Annotated in this window: 17 protein-coding genes; 1 reads left to right on the top strand and 16 read right to left on the bottom strand. The window is 36.8% G+C overall.

Features of this window, described 5'->3' with window-relative positions; genetic code table 11:
* Positions 1–14: 14 nt before the first annotated feature.
* From M3175_RS03370 to prsW, 4 genes are all read right to left on the bottom strand, one after another.
* Positions 15–677, bottom strand: coding sequence for a flagellar brake protein (locus M3175_RS03370; RefSeq protein WP_251514641.1), 663 nt, complete (start codon positions 675–677; stop codon positions 15–17).
* A 102-nt stretch (positions 678–779) separates the two neighbouring features.
* The gene (ypeB, locus tag M3175_RS03365) at positions 780–2,132 is read right to left on the bottom strand and encodes a germination protein YpeB (RefSeq protein ID WP_251514639.1); all 1,353 of its coding nucleotides are present in this window, start codon (positions 2,130–2,132) and stop codon (positions 780–782) included.
* 13 nt (positions 2,133–2,145) lie between these two features.
* A complete protein-coding gene (sleB, locus tag M3175_RS03360; protein WP_251514637.1) occupies positions 2,146–3,192 on the bottom strand; it encodes a spore cortex-lytic enzyme in 1,047 nt (348 codons plus the stop codon).
* Between the two features lie 129 nt (positions 3,193–3,321).
* Positions 3,322–4,014 (bottom strand): glutamic-type intramembrane protease PrsW, encoded by a 693-nt coding sequence (prsW, locus tag M3175_RS03355; protein ID WP_251514635.1) that lies wholly within the window; start codon positions 4,012–4,014, stop codon positions 3,322–3,324.
* Positions 4,015–4,155: 141 nt separating this feature from the next.
* Between prsW and M3175_RS03350 the strand changes: the two genes are divergently transcribed.
* A complete protein-coding gene (locus M3175_RS03350; RefSeq protein ID WP_251514633.1) occupies positions 4,156–5,124 on the top strand; it encodes an asparaginase in 969 nt (322 codons plus the stop codon).
* 32 nt (positions 5,125–5,156) lie between these two features.
* Here the strand turns inward: M3175_RS03350 and M3175_RS03345 are convergent, their stop codons facing one another.
* The 12 genes from M3175_RS03345 to M3175_RS03290 form a co-directional block, all read right to left on the bottom strand.
* A complete protein-coding gene (locus M3175_RS03345; RefSeq protein ID WP_251514631.1) occupies positions 5,157–6,122 on the bottom strand; it encodes a YpdA family putative bacillithiol disulfide reductase in 966 nt (321 codons plus the stop codon).
* Between the two features lie 76 nt (positions 6,123–6,198).
* Positions 6,199–7,476 (bottom strand): Glu/Leu/Phe/Val family dehydrogenase, encoded by a 1,278-nt coding sequence (locus M3175_RS03340; protein ID WP_251515286.1) that lies wholly within the window; start codon positions 7,474–7,476, stop codon positions 6,199–6,201.
* A gap of 275 nt (positions 7,477–7,751) precedes the next feature.
* Positions 7,752–8,330, bottom strand: a complete 579-nt coding sequence (locus M3175_RS03335; protein ID WP_251514629.1) for a genetic competence negative regulator — start codon at positions 8,328–8,330, stop codon at positions 7,752–7,754.
* An 84-nt stretch (positions 8,331–8,414) separates the two neighbouring features.
* Positions 8,415–9,323, bottom strand: coding sequence for a MerR family transcriptional regulator (locus M3175_RS03330; RefSeq protein ID WP_251514627.1), 909 nt, complete (start codon positions 9,321–9,323; stop codon positions 8,415–8,417).
* A gap of 82 nt (positions 9,324–9,405) precedes the next feature.
* Positions 9,406–10,188 (bottom strand): metallophosphoesterase, encoded by a 783-nt coding sequence (locus tag M3175_RS03325; protein ID WP_251514625.1) that lies wholly within the window; start codon positions 10,186–10,188, stop codon positions 9,406–9,408.
* A gap of 17 nt (positions 10,189–10,205) precedes the next feature.
* Entirely contained in the window at positions 10,206–10,598 is a 393-nt protein-coding gene (locus M3175_RS03320; RefSeq protein ID WP_251514623.1) for a hypothetical protein, read from the bottom strand.
* Between the two features lie 62 nt (positions 10,599–10,660).
* Positions 10,661–11,293, bottom strand: a complete 633-nt coding sequence (locus tag M3175_RS03315) for a CBS domain-containing protein (protein ID WP_251514621.1) — start codon at positions 11,291–11,293, stop codon at positions 10,661–10,663.
* Positions 11,294–11,372: 79 nt separating this feature from the next.
* Complete coding sequence (locus M3175_RS03310) at positions 11,373–11,831, bottom strand: YpbF family protein (RefSeq protein ID WP_251514619.1); 459 nt, start codon at positions 11,829–11,831, stop codon at positions 11,373–11,375.
* Between the two features lie 96 nt (positions 11,832–11,927).
* On the bottom strand, positions 11,928–12,623 hold the full coding sequence (locus M3175_RS03305; RefSeq protein ID WP_251514617.1) for a LysM peptidoglycan-binding domain-containing protein: 696 nt from the start codon (positions 12,621–12,623) through the stop codon (positions 11,928–11,930).
* Complete coding sequence (locus M3175_RS03300) at positions 12,616–13,218, bottom strand: CPBP family intramembrane glutamic endopeptidase (protein WP_251514615.1); 603 nt, start codon at positions 13,216–13,218, stop codon at positions 12,616–12,618. The genes M3175_RS03305 and M3175_RS03300 overlap by 8 nt, the downstream gene beginning before the upstream one ends.
* Positions 13,211–14,710 carry a RecQ family ATP-dependent DNA helicase gene (locus M3175_RS03295; RefSeq protein ID WP_251514613.1) on the bottom strand — a complete coding sequence of 500 codons (1,500 nt, stop codon included), beginning with the start codon at positions 14,708–14,710 and terminating at the stop codon, positions 13,211–13,213. Before M3175_RS03295 ends, M3175_RS03300 begins: the two co-directional genes overlap by 8 nt.
* On the bottom strand, positions 14,707–15,756 hold the full coding sequence (locus M3175_RS03290; protein ID WP_251514611.1) for a YpbB family protein: 1,050 nt from the start codon (positions 15,754–15,756) through the stop codon (positions 14,707–14,709). The genes M3175_RS03295 and M3175_RS03290 overlap by 4 nt, the downstream gene beginning before the upstream one ends.
* Between the last annotated feature and the right edge of the window lie 123 nt (positions 15,757–15,879).

The raw sequence follows: 15,879 nt of genomic DNA, 5'->3' as shown, positions 1-15,879 counted from the left end.
TATGGCCATTTTATTCAAGATTCAAGCCCCTTCTTCTTCATAAGCAACTGACGATCAAAGCTAAAACGAAGCAACAATTGACGGTCCTGTGGACTCATATCAACAAATTGTAACGATGCCTTCATACGGCTGTCATCTAAAGGAATAAGTCTTACTACTTTACTCTTCACTTGTAAATAATGAACTTCTCCGCTTTGCATAGAAAGTACCATCCATAATCGAAGGGTTTGACCAGCGAGGATTCCATGTTTATCGTTAATAAGGATCGCTGCACCGCCTGCACTTATATCATCTGTAACAGTCGTAAATGGCTTAAACTCTGAATTTGTAGCATGTACTGCCACGTCTGCAGTCGTTTCGACCCTTACGTATTGACGTCTTTGTATCTTTACCAAGTGCTCGTCACCAGGATAAGAAAGAATAAGCATAGGAATATTCTGCTTGGTTCTACCTAGTACCTCAGATTCAAATAAAAAGACCGAGTTATTGTCCTGAGAGACAAATGAACCTTTTAACTGTGTCCCATCAATTAGAAAAACCGTTCTCTCTGTTGCCATATTGATTGGATAATCGATATAAATTTGATTTTCCTTTTGTTCTACAACCTTACACTTAAACTTATCTAGTTTATCTCCATATTTTAACTCAAGCATAATTACAGTGCCTATTTTCAACATACGATCACACATCCTGTCAAAACTTGTCACCACAAATTATGACATGAACCCCTTCATTGACGCAATACGAATATAAAAAAAAGGAAAAGCGTACGCTTTTCCTTAGACAACATCCTCATATACTTCCTCGGCATTCTCTAGCTTATCGACCTTTTCTTCGATCCCGCTATCCGCGTTAATGAAAATACGATACGTGTCATCACCAAGTGTACCCATGAATTCATAACACAGTACTTCTTCGTTCATATCGTTAATAATGATCGATTGTCTATTTTCCATCACCTTAACACTTGGGTTTATTTTCTTTTGTGCGTCTTCCACCGATAGAGTTGGCTTAGGAATATCTCTTACATGGTGAGAGCGTAAATAATCATCTGCAGAAAAGCCTAAAATATTTCCATTATCCAATGCTACCTTTACATTAATAGCATCAGGATATACTCTAACATTTTTTTCATTTGTAACAAAGGTAAATACTCCAATATTATCGTACTGTGTACTTTCAAACAGATCTAAGTTTTCAAATCCTGTATCCTTTAAGAATTGAATCGCTTTCGTACTTGCATCATTTAGACTAATTTTTTGCTCTTTCACATCACGAGAATAGATAAACCAAATTGGAAAACCACCTTTTTTCGTGACATCCATATTTGCTTCTTCATTCGTACCCTTCTTTTGTACAGAAATGCTATAAAACCCAGTATTTGCACCTTTCCCGCTTTCCGTAACCTTTATAGCTACATCATTTCCAAAGGCTGCATATTTTTTTGCTATTTGGACGGCTTCTTCTTCTTTTACTTGTTTTCCTTGCAAGTATTTAAACTCGTTGTCTTCTTTTTGACTTAAAGATACAAATGCAGGTCCAAAATCTGTGTCTCCATATCCTTCAACCGTTTTCTCAACGGTCTTAAAGCCATCAATAATCGTATTATCTAAGGGTTCTTCTGATGCTGCTAGAGCCAGTTCAACATCCATCCAGCGTAAGTTATTTTCTAACACCATATGCTGTACCTTTCGCAATTCACCTTGTATCTCTGCTGACTGCTTATACAGGTCCTGCAATGATTGGTACTCTTTATCAGTTAGTGGCTCTTTTTCTAAATCTCTAATTGCAGTCCGGTAACTAAAATCACCTATTTTCGCAAGAAACTCCTCCGTCTTGTTGAAAGGTAGTAGAGTTAATGGTAGTTGACCAACATCACTATGAGCATCAGATGTTATTTTCCAAACCTCTGCTAAAGAAGGTGATAATGATTCCCTAGAATTCATAGCTAATGTGGTTCCTATTTTATTATTCAGTAAATCTACCTGATAGCTTAGATCATGAAACGCTCTTTGATAGTTGTTCTCAGCATTAATGAGTACAGCATTTTTTTCACGATGCTCTTGGTAGCCCCAAAAAGCCGTTCCTGCTACCCCGAGCACCAAAACACCTATTAAGATTGTTCTAATCAATTCGACCTCACCCCTATTTACAGAATATATGCTTTCCGATGCGCTTAATTTGTGGCCTAGACCAAATCCATCCACTTGTCGCCGTGTCAGGGTTAAAATAATAGATGGCATTACCAGTCGGATCCCAACCGTTCATTGCGTCTAGAACCGCTTTTTTTGCGTTCTCATTTGGAGTTAGCCAAATCTGCCCATCTGCAACAGCAGTAAACGCTCTTGGCTCAAAAATCACACCTGAAACCGTATTAGGAAATGTAGCACTTTGCACCCTGTTTAATATGACAGCAGCCACCGCTACTTGACCAATATAAGGTTCTCCCCTTGCTTCTCCATAAACAGCATTTGCCATTAACTGAATATCATTCTGTGAAAACCCACTTGGTACATTTGCTGCTGTAGGTTTTTTTGGTGGAGTTGCAGCAGTTGCTTTCGGGCCAGCTTGATTTCCAGTATTCGCTTGTGGTGCAGCAGGTTTCTTTGCGGCCGTATTATTATTTTGCGGCTTCTTAGCTGCTGTTGTATTTTGTTTGCTTTGTTTAGCAGTTGTATTTTGTTGCGGTTGTTGTGCAGCTGGAGTTTTTGCTTGAGTTTTTGTTGTTGGTTTTTTTGCTGTTGCCGTTCCTTGATTCTTATTCGTCTGTGTCTTATTTACTTTCGGGTTAGGCTTCTTTTGCTTTGCTAAATCTACTCCACCATAGTGAGTAAATTTATTTCCATTATTTATTTGTTCCTTAACAAATTGTTCATTGTACTTTGTGGCTTTTACTAATTTTTGCTTTGTTGATGGTCCAGCAAGTCCATCGATCGGCATTCCAAATTCGTACTGAAAGTTTCTTAGAGCCCAATACGTCTTCCATCCAAATACACCGTCAATTTTCCCATTATAAAAACCGATGTACTGAAGACGTGATTGAAGTTCAATAACATCTTCACCTACTGCCCCTTGTTGAATTACTTGATTGGTGAAGGCATCAACCTGATCCACCTTTGTTGTAAAGGGGAAAATAACTTGTGTTAAAAAGAAGATTGTAGCAACTTTCATTAATAAAATTTTTTTGTTCATCGTTTGCAACCCCCAGATGTAAATCTTATTAACATTAATCCTATTTTTTGTAGAGGTTGGTTTTTTATGCAAAAAGCTACTAGAAACTTCTTTAATTAGAATCAAAAGACAAACAAAACCCCCTCAATTTTATAATTGAAGGGGGTTTTGAATGTGTATATCATCATTAGTAGCCTTTATTCCGCTCAAGTGTCTCGCACTCTTCACTTTACGGAGAGCAAGCCACCATAAAAAAATCATAAACGGCAAAATAAAGATGAGCCAGTATTCAAAGGATATTAAAATATAATCATATAAACCGTGAAAAAAGACAGGAAGAAACAGTGAAAAAAGGAGCCATTTCCCTTTTTTCTCTTTCGTAAATTTCCCTTTTCCTAAATAGTATCCCATTAACACACCAAAAAGTGCATGACTTGAAACAGGTAATAATGCACGGCCCACAGCGTGCTCGACCCCATTTGCCAACAAATACAATATATTTTCACTTGTTGCGAATCCTAGTGCTACCGAGGTACCATATACAATTCCATCGTATGGTTCGTCAAATTCAATATGTTGATAAATGGCATAAAAAAGTATAAACCACTTGAAAAATTCTTCCAAAAACCCTGTAGTAAAGAAGGCGTTTAAAAAATCTGAAACCACTAAATGCTCTACGTCAATCACATATTGAATAAACATAATTGGAAATACAAGCAGCGCACCGTATATAAATGTACGTAATACCACTGAGATTGGTTCCGACCCGTACTCATCCCTTAAGTAGAAATAACTAAGAAGAGCTAAGCCAGGAGCTATCCCAGCAGAAAAAATCCCTAGCATTTGCTATCCTCTTTTCCATTCGTTTCTTCCATCGTATCATGAGTTCTTAAGAAAGAAAATCTATATTTTTGATGTTACATGTAGACGAAGCGGCTTTCGTATAGGTATGATTTTAACATGCAGATTGAACAGGAGGTTCTTATGAAAAATCTACTAGTTATCCACACAGGCGGGACGATAGCAATGAGTGAGGATACGGAAACAGGAGCTGTAAAACCGGGCGAAAAAAATCCAATTGTTGAAAAAACAAAAGAGCTTTTATCCGTTGCGAATTTAATCATTGAGGAGCCTTTCCAGCTCCCCTCCCCCCATATTACGGCAAAAGAAATGTTGCAATTAAAAACAATGATTGAATCTTATATAAAGGAAGATAAAATTAACGGAGTTGTGATTACACACGGCACTGATACTTTAGAGGAAACCGCCTATTTCTTAGATTTAACGATTCGGACAAGCATACCCATTGTTTTGACAGGGGCAATGAGGTCAAGTAACGAAATAGGTTCAGACGGTCTATATAATTTACTTTCAGCATTAAAAGTAGCAAATAGTGAAGAAGCAGTTGACAATGGAGTTCTAGTGGTGTTAAACGACGAAATACACACAGCAGTAAATGTAACAAAGACTCATACAAGCAATGTATCTACCTTTCAAAGTCCGCAATATGGACCCATTGGGACTGTGACAAAGAGAGGAGTTTTCTTTCACCACTCACCAAAGAAAAGAGAAATGTATCATGTGGAGAACATTTCTAAACGTGTGGTATTAATTAAAGCTCATGCCGGAATGGATTCCTCCCTTCTTTATGCGATAAACGATTTACATTTTGACGGAGTTGTCATCGAGGCCTTAGGACAAGGAAATCTACCTCCAGCTACTATTCATGGTATCAAGCTTCTGCTTGAAAACAAAATACCCGTTGTATTTGTTTCAAGATGCTTTAACGGACTCGCGGAAGATGTCTATAGCTATGAGGGCGGAGGAAAACAATTTAAGGATTTAGGCGTCATTTTCTCTAAAGGTCTTAATGGGCAGAAGGCTAGAATTAAATTAATGATTGCTCTAGAAACAACTACTGATATAAACAAACTGGATCAAATGTTTCAATAAGAAATACCGGGCAACCATTTGCCCGGTATTTCTTACGATTCTTTATTAGCTATTGATCGAGCTATTTGCTCTCCGTGGAAGCGACCATTTTCAATAAAAATTTCATTCGCATTGTTTCCCGCCGCCAATACACCTGCAATATAAACGCCATCAATATTGCTTTCCATTGTTTCTCCATTATACCTTGGCCTTCCAGTGTCTTGATCAATTTCTATACCCATTTGAGCAAGAAAACTATGATCTGGATGATAACCGGTCATAGCAAAAACAAAATCGTTTTTTATGACATATTCTTTGCCATGCTTGAGATAAGTGACTTGATCAAATTCAATTTCTTTTAATTCTGCTTCAAATTCCATCTTTACAACACCATTTCGAACGAGTGAATCAAATTCAGGAAGAATCCATGGTTTAATAGAAGGAGAATATTCTTTTCCACGATAAATGACGGTAACTCTTGCACCTGCTTTTACAAGCTCTATCGTAGCGTCAACACTTGAGTTCTTTCCTCCAACGACAACGATATCCTGATCAAAATAGGGGTGTGCCTCCTTGAAATAATGAGAAACCTTTGGTAAACCCTCACCTGGAATACCCATTAAATTTGGATGATCATAATAACCAGTTGCTACAATGACATATCTTGTAGCGTACTCCTTTTTATCGGTACGTACGATAAACACATTTGCTTCTTTTTTCACACTTGTTACTTTTTCAAACGGATGAACCCGTAAACCTTTCCTTTTTACTACTTCCCGATAATAGACCAACGCTTGATTTCTTCTTGGTTTGTATTCTTCTGTTAAAAAAGGAACTTCTCCAATCTCTAACTTCTCACTCGTACTGAAAAATGTTTGGTGTGTAGGATAATGATAAATCGCATTCACTATATTTCCCTTTTCAATAATAAGTGGATTCTTCCCTACTTTTGTCAATGCGATTGCCGCTGATAAACCACACGGTCCTCCACCAATTATTATTGCATCTTCTATTTGCATCGCTCTCTCTCCTAAACAAAAAAATCTCCATCATTTTATGATAGGAGATTTTTTATTGCTTTTCAAATATAAATCATTAAATCCATCCTCTAAATCTTGATGCTTCAGCCATTTTCCTTACACCAACCATATATGCTGCCAAGCGCATATCAACGCGTCTTGTTTGTGCAGTGTCATATATATTATTAAAAGATTTACACATAACCTTTTCTAATTTTTCTTCCACTTCTTCTTCCGTCCAGTAATACCCTTGATTATTTTGTACCCACTCAAAATAAGAAACAGTAACTCCACCCGCAGAGGCAAGCACATCTGGTACAAGTAATATTCCTCTATCCGTTAATATCTTAGTCGCTTCGAGTGTCGTTGGACCATTAGCTGCTTCAACAACAATCTTCGCGCGGATATTATGGGCGTTCTCTTCTGTGATTTGATTCTCAATGGCTGCAGGAACCAAAATGTCACACTCTAATTCAAGCAACTCTTTATTAGTAATCGTATTATTAAATAGTTTTGTAACGGTTCCAAAGCTATCACGTCTATCCAATAAATAATCGATATCCAATCCATTTGGATCATGTAATGCTCCATAAGCATCGGAGATACCCACTACTTTTGCACCTGCATCATGCATAAACTTTGATAGATAGCTACCTGCGTTTCCAAATCCCTGGACAACTACGCGCGCACCTTCAATATTAATACCTTTCTTCGCAGCAGCTTCTCTTATACAAATCGTTACACCTTTTGCTGTTGCCGATTCCCTACCATGTGAACCACCTAATACGAGTGGTTTTCCAGTAATAAATCCTGGAGAATTAAATTCATCTATTCGACTATACTCATCCATCATCCAAGCCATAATCTGTGAATTTGTAAACACATCTGGTGCAGGGATATCTTTGGTTGGTCCAACAATCTGACTGATTGCTCTAACGTAGCCTCGACTTAAGCGTTCTAATTCACGAAATGACATATCGCGCGGGTCACATACAATGCCTCCCTTACCACCACCATATGGTAAGTCAACGATTCCACATTTTAAGCTCATCCAAATAGAAAGTGCCTTTACTTCCTTTTCTGTTACACCTGGATGGAAACGAATTCCGCCTTTTGTAGGTCCAACAGCATCATTGTGTTGTGCACGATACCCAGTAAATATTTTTACTGACCCATCATCCATCCTTACTGGGATTTTTACTGTTAACATTCTCATTGGTTCTTTTAATAGTTCATATACTTCTTCAGGGTAGCCAAGCTTTTCTAATGCACTGTGAATAACGGTTTGAGTTGATCTTAGCACATCAAGCTTTTCTTCATGGTTTATGTTTGTAGTCCCTTTTTCGGCCACTATTTTACCCTCCTAAAATCACTAACAATGTTGTCCCATTCATGACATAGTATACACTTTTAGGTAATTTATGCAATAATAAATGAAAATTTTTTGACATTTTTACAATATTTTTTGAAAACGCTACCATTGTTGTTATTTAGGGAATTTTCTGTATTTTTACCCGTCCCTAATTAGCCTAAAATGGGGCGTTCCACCTTCTACTTGAATACTATTTACTAGTGTCTGTTTTTCGCCTCAAGATATTCTTTTAGAAAAAAAACGGCAGAGACAATCCATTACTTAAAGTAATGGACAATTGTCTCAACCGCTTTCTGATCAATCACTGTTTTCCCATACTCCTTTATCCGATGAATACTTTCAAGAGTAGGGTTTGAGTACTCAGATAGAACAACTGCCACTAACATTAAGTTACAGTCCTCTACATTTTCTATACAAAAATAATATCTGTCATCCATTACATATAAGCTACCACCAGTAAAGCCGAGTACCTTAAGCTGATGGGATACTTGAATTACAAACTCAAAATTGGTAAATTCATAAATCAGGTCCTGCTTTTCCTTTACACTTACCTGTAAATCATAATAGGAATCCATGAGAGAGTTATCTTCTTCTTCCTCATCCATTGTGACAATCATGACCATACCCTGGGTATGCATCGTAAAGATTTCTACCGCAACCGTTCCTTGTATATCCACATCAAATTGTTCACTTGCTTCTTCAAGCATTTCATGGAACAATTGATGCCACTTTAACGAATCTTTCCAAATATCCTCTTTTGTTAATCCTCTTTCTGATAAATCATCCGTAGTTAAAAAAATTTTAATTTTATTGTATGTTAATCGTTCTAAGCGCATTATAAAGCCCCCTGCTGTGAACAACTGTTTGTTTAGTGTATGAAATTCTTGCAGGAAGGTGAATTGTCTAATCGATATTCCTTCTTACATTCTATTTTTTAACCAACTTTCCCACTCATTACGAGACGCACCAATAATGTGTTCATGATATTTGACCTTTTCTTTTTCAGAAATGGTATCAAATGCAAACCCACCTAATCCAATATGTATGTCTTCGTAGTTCTTTATTAATTTCTCTGTGAGTTGTAGCGTTCCGCTAACATTTTCCTTCATGGTACAGGAAAAGAAGATAAATTTTGGCTTTACAATTTTAATCACCTCATCGATATCTTTCTCAGCTATACTTGCTCCCAAATAAATGACCTCAAATCCTTTACGTCTTAAAAATAATGTATAGATAAGTAGGCCAAGTTCATGCCACTCACCTGGCCCACAAACTGCGATGGCCTTTGGCATCATCGGATTATGCGGAAAGGAGTGCAGAATCATACCAATTCTTGATCGGAGTATAGATGAGGCAAAGTGTTCATGTGCGGTAGTAATCTTAGAATTTTCCCATAAGTCACCAATTTTCACTAGCAATGTGCCCAAAATATCTACCATTACCTTATCTACTGTAAACAAACTAAACGCTTGGTTAATGAGATCATGTGCCGTTTTTTCATCAAAGGCAAGTAGTGATTGAAGTAACTTGTCCGCCATGGCACTTGATTGGTCTCCACCTGTTTGAACATGAAGGTGACCTTCATGTTCTTCAACCTCATTGTTTTCAAGTAACGTAACAGCTTGACTAATGGTAAAGCCTTTATTCACTTTGTCTTGAAGCCATCTTAATACCTTTACATGTTCCTCTGTGTATAGACGATGACCCGACTCGTTTCTTTTTGGCGCTACCATCTGATAGCGCCTTTCCCAAGCACGTAGCGTTCCTGCTTGAATTCCTAACATTTTTGAGACTGCTTTTATATTATATTTTCCTTCTTCTGTCACCATTGTCTTTCCTCCGTATAACTCGTAACTTACTCACATTATACAGTTCATATAAAAATTGTGTAAACTTTGTATAGGCTGCCACTCACTCTTGATTTTTATTGGAAATAGAAATAACATGCGTTTCAGCTCTTGCTCCTAGCCTTAGTGGCACAGCTGTCGTTCCATAGCCATTACTTACAAGAAGGGAGGTATTTTTTAATTGGTGATATCCTCCTAACTCATAAGGTCCAAACCCAAATAGTCTGATTTGACCTCCATGAGTATGACCACTCAACACTAACCCAATCCTGTCTTGTACCTGTATTTTTTCCGTAATTCTAGGATTATGGCTTACGAGTATACGAAAACCTTCCTCCTGGGCATCCTGTAGTGCTAAGTCCAACCGATCCCTCTTTAATTGAAGGTCATCCACTCCTAGAAGGACCATCACTTCCCCTGCCTCTGATTCAAAGGAAACCGCTGTGTTATCTAATATCTTCACTCCGTTATCAAGAAGCAAAGCATCAAGCTCATGGTAGTCAACCTCGTAATCATTATTACCCCAAACAAAATACAATGGTCCCAACTGTTTAAGAAGGGAAAGATTTTTTCTTACCTTTTGAAAATCAACTCCTTTTTCAAGAAGATCACCACCAATGATGACTAGGTCTACCTGTCCTTTCGCTTTCACATCCTGTATGATTTCGTCGGAGATAAGACGCTTATGAATATCCGATATAAAAAAAAGCTTTAGTTCACCAAAGCTCTTAGGAAACTCTGAAAAAGTAAAATGATGGGTTTGAACTTTATTTCGAAATGCCTCTTTGTACATAAAAACAAGAAGAGAGATGACTACCAAAACAAACGTATAAAATAGGAACTCCATATATCCTCCACATTATATTATTCTTTACTTTCACGAAGAAGCTCGTAATCTAATGAAATCATACCATAAAGCAATGAGAAACAAAAAAAAGCAACAGCTGGCCAAAGAGAGACGATTGATAGGAAATAAAAACTTAAACACACAAAAAAAAGGAAAAGACATTCAAGCTTTAACAACTTCCCCCTCCACCTGCTAACTACCATCATTTCTATTCCGTTCTTAATTAAGTCAGCATTTATTAAAAACCCAATAAAAAACGCTAAAATAGAAGCAATAAAAGGAACAGGACTCAATACAACCTCTACAATAATATCTGATAAATTATTTGGAAAATGGATGGGTATCCATACAATAAATAACAATCCACATATATATCCGCTCAAAAGTTTCATGAGTTTCTTCACATACATAAAAATCCCTCCCATAAACAATGTATGAGAGGAATCAATCTTGTTACACAGTTATCCTACAATTAATCTTCATGTATGTTTAAAATACGAAATCCAAAATCCTCTAGCTTTTTTACAAACTTATCAACATTATTATTTTTTTCAATTTTCAAGACAATTCTTCGAACCAATTTATCCGTTTCATCAAAAGTTACTAATGAAATAATTTGCTCATGAAATTGATGAGCAATTTCTGCTAGTTTTGCAATCCTGCCCTCTGTTTCTACAGAGGTAAATGCTATACGAATTCCTGAGCGATGTACACCAAACGCTGAACCGAATTGCTCTAAAACATCGGAGCGAGTGACAACCCCTAAGAATTTTCGATTTTCATCAACTACCGACAATAAAGGGTAATCCTTCAAATCTAACAATAAATTCTCAAAGATTTCATTTCCTTCCAGAAAGCGATCTTGATGTGTGGCAATTTGTGAGACAGTTGTATTTGTTAAATACTCATCTTTTGTTAGCTGACTTTTAAAGTAATTTTCATAAATGCTGTATCTTGTAACCGTTCCTACATAAGTTTGTCCATCTAACACGGGCAACCCATCAATTTGTTCTTCCTCAAGCTTAGTAAGCGCACTTAGCAGAGAGTCTTGATAAGAAACAACATGACAATGATGCTTTGGTATCATAATACTTTTTACGAACATGTCAATCACCTCAGGAAAGAGTAAATGTCTTCCATATTTTATTCGACAATAAGGGCAAAGAATCCTTTTTCATCAAGCCCTACTTACTTTCATGATAAAGGTTTATGTCAAAATTTTTCTTCATCATTTCAAATACTTTGTGACGATTTTTCCACTCATCTTCTTTTTTCCAAAGGTCCTTACTTTTATCAATGATTTCACAGCGTAGTGCATGATATTCCTTTTCAGCTTTCTCACGCTTTTCTCGAAGTAAATTCATAAACCCATATAATCCAACAATAATGACTAGCATATAGAGATTACTTGATTGATCAACAAATACTGAAAACATGGCTGCAAAAGAATAAGAGTAAGGAGTAAGTACTACTTTATAAAGATAGTAAAAATATATAAAGCAGAGAAAAATGGTCGTCCACATCACAAATAAATGACGAAGCTTTAATTTATCAAATTTCCTTTTTTTATCTATTACTTTCTGTAACATTTGCCTAGTAGCCTGATCCGTTCGATCGTCCAATAATAAAATTTCAGATTCCATTATTTTACCCTCCCCTTATCAAATAAATATGAACATGTCCGTTGTTTTATGATGAATCAAAAAAAAGAGCTCAGCCATTTAATTGGCCCAGCTCAATTACTTACTTAGCGGTATAGTTAAGGTTTGCCCTACCGTTATTTCGTTTGATGACAAAGAATTTGCTTTCTTAATAATATCAATACCAGATTGTGATTTATAATACTTCATGGCCAGTCTAAACACGGTTTCTCCTGGTTGAACTTTATGGTAAACAACGGTTTGATCAACTGGTTCTGCTTTTGTAGTTGAGTTAGTTGTACTTTCTGGAGTAGTTGTTGTTTCTTGAGCAGTTTCGCTTGGTTTTGCCTGCTCCGCTTTGGCTGATTCTTCAACTGTACCTGATTCTGCTTCCACATTCTTATCGACTGCGATTTCTTCAGATTCCGCTTTTTCTTTCTCCTCTTCCGCTACCTCCTCTTCAACATCTGTATAATAAACAGCTTCTGCTCCCTTACTTTCTTCAACGGTGGTACTAACCGATGATTTTTGTGAGTCATTATACGTATAAATGCTAAAAATCACGATTGGTAGTAAGATAAAAAACATACCTAGCAAGCGTAAAAGAGGATACTTCACTTTTATTTTTGTCTTTTTTTTCAATTGTTTTTGTTTATGAACTCTACTCCTTGGGGGAAGCTTTTCATTTGAAACGGCAGTCTCTCCGTCTTGTGTCGAATCTACTTTTAGATCAACATCCTTCATTCTTTTCCGAAGTTTTTCTGCTTGATCTCTTATAGGCTCTTCTTTATTCATTTCTTTCACGTTCCTCTCTTATCCTCTCTTTTCTTTTGATCATAAATCCCAATAACGCATCAATAACAAAATGCATCATAATTGTCACTAGGAGATTTCCAGTCCACTCGTATATAACTCCGATAAAAAAACTGAGCAGAATGATATTTAAAAAGAGAAACCAATTAAATAGATAGCGATAATGGATTACAGCAAATATAATGCTAGAAACAATTAATCCAAAATGAGTTTGTATAATCCCTCGAAATAGAATCTCTTCACTTGTGGCAACAATTGCTGCAATAAAGAGAATTTCCCATCCTTTTCTGTTAGAGAACAATTTCTCATTTAGCCCTCCATCGTCATAATAAGAGGAGGGGAGAAATTTCATAAACATAGCATCAACACAAACGATAAGGAATCCTGCAGGAACACCTACCCACCAGATGAAAGGGTCGTTCCAGTCAAAGAGTCCCAGAAAGGACTTCCAGCTGTCAAATAAAAAATACCCTATAACTAAAGAAAGGACCACAAGTATGACTTGTGTCATGTATAGATGTTTTAACAATTCCTTATCTGATAGTTCGTCAATCAACTCTGCATATTTATTATTCATAACTTGTCCCACTCTTCGTTAGCAAGCCCCTCAAGTAATCCCTCCACTGAAAAGGCGTATACTCTACTACCTCTGTACACTTGATTTTGTAGTGATCGTAAACAATTCCACACACAGAACAACAATCGTCAACGTTCCCGTGGGTCACTTCTCCAAAATAAGAAAGAACTTTCTTGCGCTTACACTCCTTGGACTGAATCCAGTTCAACATCTCCACTATCTTTTTCCTTTTAAGCTTTTTTCTATTATCAACATATTCTATAAACCGTTCTTCCTCTATCTTTAGATCCATACTGTTAGATAGACTACGGAGAAAATCCTTTGTTAATCTCCAGGAAGTATCCGTAAATCCCCCAATTTGTCGAATGGTTTCCTCCATTTCTTCCCACTCACAAAGCAGTTGGTCTCCAAAATGTTGAAACAGCCAGCGAATTTGAAATTCTGTGGGAAGTTCTCCTTCAGCTAGTTGGTAGGGAAGTTGTTCATCATAAGGAGAGTACAAAAGAATGGAAATGCTATTCTCTCCATCCCTTCCCGCTCTGCCGATCTCCTGTAAGTAAGACTCTAGCTGTAAAGGCATATGGAAATGAATCACAAACCGAACATTTTCTTTATTGATTCCCATTCCGAAAGCGCTAGTTGCACAAATTACATCAAGCTGCCCTTTAATAAATTGCTGCTGAATAAGAATTCTACTCTCCTGGTCAAGCCCACCGTGATACGCCATTGATCTTGGAACGCCACTGTCTCGTAGCATAACCGCTACTTCCTCGGCTAATTTTTTACTAGAAAAATAGATAATCCCTGGACCTTGTAAAAAAGATACCCACTCTAACAGCTTATCTAGCTTTTCCCTAGTATCATGGATATAGTCTACGACCATTTTAATGTTGGGACGGTCAACGGAGGAAACAAACTCCTCCCACCCCTCTAGCTTTAATGTTCTTACAATATCTGACCGAACCTCTTGATCGGCTGTGGCTGTCAAAGCGATCGTTTGAGGACTTCCAAGTGCTTCACGAATGTCACCTAACTTTAAGTAATCAGGTCTAAAATCATACCCCCACTGTGAAATACAATGTGCCTCATCTACCACAAATAGGCTGATTACTAACTTATTTAGCTGTGAAACAACAAATTCATTCATTAGCATTTCAGGTGAGATATAAATAAACTTATACGTATGCAAACGACCAAATACACTGCCTCTCTCCTCGCGTTCTAGAAAAGAATTGATCGCTACTACTCGTTTTTCACCGCGAGCCATCATCTGTTCAACTTGGTCCTGCATCAATGAGAGCAATGGGGTAACTACTACGACTACGCCTTCCATAAGATAAGCGGGAAGTTGATAACAAAGTGACTTACCAGTTCCGGTTGGGAGCATTGCTAGGACATTCTTTCCTTGTAGTAATGCTTCAATAATCTCTTTTTGCCCTATTTTAAATTGCTCATATCCAAAATGTGTTTTTAATTTCTGCTCTAGCATCATAGTAGGTCACCAAATTTCGCAATCACTAATCGAATTTGGAAATAATCTACATCTATTATTTCTCGTATTTTCCTTAACTGCTTTGACGATGCTTTTTGAACCGCCTCTTTAATCCTTTCCTGAAGCGGCTCCTCAACAAATCGGTCAATATTAAACCCGTTAACGAAAAGGGCAATCTCAACTATATGATCTTGAATCGTACTTTCTTTTAGTTTTCTGATTCGGCCGATTTCTACAATTCCTTTTCCTTTCTTTATTAATTCGAATGTTTTTTTGGCTGAAGCTGTTAGTTGATGAAGCTCATCTGTAACTGCCATTCTAGCTAACAAAGGATAGGCTGTTGGGTTTTCCTCAATTGTCCTCATTAAATAATGAAGCAAGGCTTGAAATTGAAATCGGTAGCTGTTCTCTTCAATCCCAAGCATTTCTATCGTTTGCATTTCCGTTAACCCAATTGATTGAAATCCCGAAAACCTGGCAACTAATACGCTTGGGTCAACCTCTAGTTCTGAAGACTCCAATAATGCCTGTAATTCCTGTAGCAACTGATGAGGAAAGTCTTTGCTGTTTCCTACAGATGTTGAGAACAAATGCTTAATCCAATTTTGAGTATCTTTACTTTTCTGAACGGGTATATAGCTTGTTTGTTTATTGACTTGATTAGAGCATACTTGAATGAGTAAAGATAATCTTTCCCAAAATTGCATACAATTGTGATATTTTCCTCCTTGCAAGTTTTTCAAGAATGGATACATTGAATACATTTTTTTAATCAAAAGTTGTCCACTTTCGCTAATGACAATCTGCTGGTCGCTAGATATATACATAAATTCATGTTTTATTAGTTTGCTTATAATGATCTCGTATTGATCTCTTGTTAAATGATGCGCTGTATGAAAAAAACAATCTAATTGAAAAAGATATGAGTCCTGTATGGTTTGAGATGATTTTTTACCATTTAATAAGTGAAACACACTTGAGCTGCTACGTTCTTTACCTAGTTTTGATAAACAATATAGAACGACCTGTTCAAGAATATTTATCAATTTACTTCACCTTCGCTACGTAGGTTTTTTTGTATTTTTATGTCTATTATTGTAGCATGAAATGAGTCGCATTTAATGAATAAAAAATGCCATTAAAGTCAAACCCTTATATGATAAGCATTC

The sequence above is a fragment of the Robertmurraya korlensis genome (assembly GCF_023715225.1).
GTDB lineage: Bacteria > Bacillota > Bacilli > Bacillales > Cytobacillaceae > Robertmurraya_A.
Note: the sequence above shows the minus strand (reverse complement) of the source record. Positions and strands in the feature narration are given on the sequence as shown.

Excerpts from the sequence above, each read along its gene's own strand:
- M3175_RS03370 (WP_251514641.1), bottom strand. The coding sequence starts at position 677 with ATGTTGAAAATAGGCACTGTAATTATGCTTGAGTTAAAATATGGAGAT.
- sleB (WP_251514637.1), bottom strand. The coding sequence starts at position 3,192 with ATGAACAAAAAAATTTTATTAATGAAAGTTGCTACAATCTTCTTTTTA.
- prsW (WP_251514635.1), bottom strand. The coding sequence starts at position 4,014 with ATGCTAGGGATTTTTTCTGCTGGGATAGCTCCTGGCTTAGCTCTTCTT.
- M3175_RS03350 (WP_251514633.1), top strand. The coding sequence starts at position 4,156 with ATGAAAAATCTACTAGTTATCCACACAGGCGGGACGATAGCAATGAGT.
- M3175_RS03345 (WP_251514631.1), bottom strand. The coding sequence starts at position 6,122 with ATGCAAATAGAAGATGCAATAATAATTGGTGGAGGACCGTGTGGTTTA.
- M3175_RS03335 (WP_251514629.1), bottom strand. The coding sequence starts at position 8,330 with ATGCGCTTAGAACGATTAACATACAATAAAATTAAAATTTTTTTAACT.
- M3175_RS03330 (WP_251514627.1), bottom strand. The coding sequence starts at position 9,323 with ATGGTGACAGAAGAAGGAAAATATAATATAAAAGCAGTCTCAAAAATG.
- M3175_RS03325 (WP_251514625.1), bottom strand. The coding sequence starts at position 10,188 with ATGGAGTTCCTATTTTATACGTTTGTTTTGGTAGTCATCTCTCTTCTT.
- M3175_RS03320 (WP_251514623.1), bottom strand. The coding sequence starts at position 10,598 with ATGTATGTGAAGAAACTCATGAAACTTTTGAGCGGATATATATGTGGA.
- M3175_RS03315 (WP_251514621.1), bottom strand. The coding sequence starts at position 11,293 with ATGTTCGTAAAAAGTATTATGATACCAAAGCATCATTGTCATGTTGTT.
- M3175_RS03310 (WP_251514619.1), bottom strand. The coding sequence starts at position 11,831 with ATGGAATCTGAAATTTTATTATTGGACGATCGAACGGATCAGGCTACT.
- M3175_RS03305 (WP_251514617.1), bottom strand. The coding sequence starts at position 12,623 with ATGAATAAAGAAGAGCCTATAAGAGATCAAGCAGAAAAACTTCGGAAA.
- M3175_RS03300 (WP_251514615.1), bottom strand. The coding sequence starts at position 13,218 with ATGAATAATAAATATGCAGAGTTGATTGACGAACTATCAGATAAGGAA.
- M3175_RS03295 (WP_251514613.1), bottom strand. The coding sequence starts at position 14,710 with ATGATGCTAGAGCAGAAATTAAAAACACATTTTGGATATGAGCAATTT.